Annotated in this window: 3 protein-coding genes; 1 reads left to right on the forward strand and 2 read right to left on the reverse strand. The window is 50.0% G+C overall.

The window, feature by feature from the left end; all coding sequences use genetic code 11:
- Positions 1–313 precede the first annotated feature (313 nt).
- On the forward strand, positions 314–1,729 hold the full coding sequence (gltX, locus tag HEN33_RS24545; protein WP_000695653.1) for a glutamate--tRNA ligase: 1,416 nt from the start codon (positions 314–316) through the stop codon (positions 1,727–1,729).
- A gap of 50 nt (positions 1,730–1,779) precedes the next feature.
- On the opposite strand, the gene HEN33_RS24550 is transcribed toward gltX, so the two are convergent.
- Positions 1,780–2,172, reverse strand: a complete 393-nt coding sequence (locus HEN33_RS24550) for a MerR family transcriptional regulator (protein WP_000826488.1) — start codon at positions 2,170–2,172, stop codon at positions 1,780–1,782.
- Position 2,173: 1 nt separating this feature from the next.
- A complete protein-coding gene (locus tag HEN33_RS24555) occupies positions 2,174–2,533 on the reverse strand; it encodes a YfeC-like transcriptional regulator (protein WP_203219662.1) in 360 nt (119 codons plus the stop codon).
- Positions 2,534–2,807 lie beyond the last annotated feature (274 nt).

Consider the following 2,807-nt stretch of genomic DNA (forward strand, 5'->3'; position numbering starts at 1 on the left):
AACCGCCGACCCCCTCCTTGTAAGGGAGGTGCTCTCCCAGCTGAGCTAATCACCCCCGCTGTGTGGAGTCGCATTATAGGGAGAGTTCAAAATGAGTCAACGCATTTTCTAAAGAAATTGTTCGTTCGTCGTAAATTTAAGCAAGATGATCGCAAAACAGACCGTGTTGCGCAATTTGTCAACGAAAACAATAATGCGTAAGGTTGCAACCCGAACTACATTGAGGAATCAGGCGGGAGTGATAGAATATCGCCCACTCAATTTTTCCAGGATTTGCCGGTTGTCGGCATCTTTCTAAACGTAAGGCCATTTCATGAAAATCAAAACTCGCTTCGCGCCAAGCCCAACAGGCTATCTACACGTTGGCGGCGCGCGTACTGCTCTTTACTCCTGGCTTTTTGCACGTAACCACGGCGGTGAGTTCGTGCTGCGTATTGAAGACACCGATCTTGAGCGTTCCACGCCGGAAGCTATCGAAGCCATTATGGATGGCATGAACTGGCTGAGTCTGGAGTGGGATGAAGGTCCGTACTACCAGACCAAACGTTTTGATCGCTACAACGCGGTGATCGATCAGATGCTGGAAGAGGGCACTGCCTATAAATGCTACTGCTCCAAAGAGCGTCTGGAAGCGCTGCGTGAAGAGCAAATGGCAAAAGGTGAGAAACCACGTTATGACGGTCGCTGCCGCCACAGTCATGAGCATCACGCTGATGATGAGCCGTGTGTCGTACGTTTTGCTAACCCGCAGGAAGGTTCTGTTGTTTTTGACGATCAGATCCGTGGTCCGATCGAGTTCAGCAACCAGGAGCTGGATGATCTGATTATCCGCCGTACCGATGGTTCCCCAACCTATAACTTCTGTGTGGTTGTCGATGACTGGGATATGGAAATCACCCACGTTATCCGTGGCGAAGACCATATCAACAACACACCGCGCCAGATTAACATTCTTAAGGCTCTGAAAGCGCCGGTACCGGTTTACGCGCACGTTTCTATGATCAACGGCGATGACGGTAAAAAACTGTCCAAACGTCACGGGGCGGTCAGCGTAATGCAGTATCGTGATGATGGTTATCTGCCTGAAGCACTGCTGAACTATCTGGTGCGTCTGGGCTGGTCCCACGGCGATCAGGAAATCTTCACTCGTGAAGAGATGATCAAATACTTCACTCTGAATGCCGTCAGCAAATCTGCCAGTGCGTTCAACACCGACAAGCTGCTGTGGCTGAACCATCACTACATTAACGCGCTGCCGCCGGAGTATGTTGCTACTCACTTACAATGGCACATTGAGCAGGAAAATATCGATACCCGTAACGGCCCGCAGCTGGCTGATCTGGTGAAACTGCTGGGCGAACGCTGCAAGACGCTGAAAGAGATGGCACAGAGCTGCCGTTATTTCTACGAAGATTTTGCTGAGTTCGATGCTGACGCCGCGAAAAAACATCTGCGTCCGGTTGCGCGACAGCCGCTGGAAGTGGTTCGTGACAAACTGGCCGCGATTACTGACTGGACCGCTGAAAACGTTCATCACGCTATTCAGGCGACGGCGGATGAGCTGGAAGTGGGTATGGGTAAAGTTGGTATGCCGCTGCGTGTCGCCGTAACCGGTGCGGGGCAGTCTCCGGCGCTGGATGTTACCGTTCACGCAATCGGTAAGACCCGCAGTATCGAGCGTATCAACAAAGCGCTGGCATTTATTGCTGAACGCGAAAATCAGCAGTAATTAGCGCATAAAAGATAAACGGCAGGAGAGATCCCCCTGCCGTTTTTTATTTATTCTGATTCATCTATGTCGAGACGAGCAAGGAAATGACGAATTCCTTCGCGTGACAAAAATTGCGCAACTTTTTCTTGCTCACTGTGAGTCATGTTGTCTATTGCGCTGATGATTTGCCGATAAGCAGGGGTGCGAATACCCGGTGCGTATTCGGCAAGGGGTTCTTCGGCTTCCAGAAGCATCGGTGTGTTATGGAAGGCTGGCGTGTTCTGAATAAACTCGCAAACTTGCGTATCGATCAGAATAAGTCTGGCGCGACCGCCTTTCACCCCGGGAAATTTTTCCGTTTTCCAGCCTTTCTCTCTGATCCAACGGTTAACAGTTTGTTTAGCCACACCGAGGCATTCCGCCAGTTCTTCGGTGGTCATTTTATTGCGTAATCTTTTCATATTATTTGCTATCGCGAATCCCTAAGCGTTGTAATAACCCGATAATCCCTTCCCGCAGAAGCAAGGATGTAAACTGTTTTTGTTCAACTGGCGTCATCTCTTTCGCCAGTGTCACCAGTAACACTTCAAGCGGCGTATCACCAGACAGGGCAGGTGCTTCTCCCTGACCTTCCGGACGTTCAGCATTGCGAATATATTCACGAACCTGTTCATTGACGTGAACCAGTCTGGCTTTGCCACCCTGGACGCCTGGTTTTGGTGACGTCGTCCAGCCTTCCTTGCGTACCCATTTATTAATGGTCTGGCGGCTAAAGCCGGTCAGTCTGGCAAGTTCATCTGGCGTCATCCTCTCCTTGAACATAACAATTCCCTGAATGTATGTAGGTCTATTAGCGGTTCATTTTATAACACCACTTTACAGGAAACCGTGACATGAATAACTACTGAATGCGAGCGGTTTTCCAAAATTGTTCATTTGCCTGATTTTTCAGCGATTGAAACTACACGCTGCAATTTGCCGTTGACACATTCGGGCGGAATTCATATGATGCCGCCCGTCAACTCGACAAGCTTTACGTGATGGGGCTATAGCTCAGCTGGGAGAGCGCTTGCATGGCATGCAAGAGGTCAGCGGT

Origin of the sequence: Escherichia sp. 94.0001 (assembly GCF_013369155.2) — a bacterium.
Lineage (GTDB): Bacteria > Pseudomonadota > Gammaproteobacteria > Enterobacterales > Enterobacteriaceae > Escherichia > Escherichia coli_F.

Excerpts from the sequence above, each read along its gene's own strand:
- gltX (WP_000695653.1), top strand. The coding sequence starts at position 314 with ATGAAAATCAAAACTCGCTTCGCGCCAAGCCCAACAGGCTATCTACAC.
- HEN33_RS24550 (WP_000826488.1), bottom strand. The coding sequence starts at position 2,172 with ATGAAAAGATTACGCAATAAAATGACCACCGAAGAACTGGCGGAATGC.
- HEN33_RS24555 (WP_203219662.1), bottom strand. The coding sequence starts at position 2,533 with ATGTTCAAGGAGAGGATGACGCCAGATGAACTTGCCAGACTGACCGGC.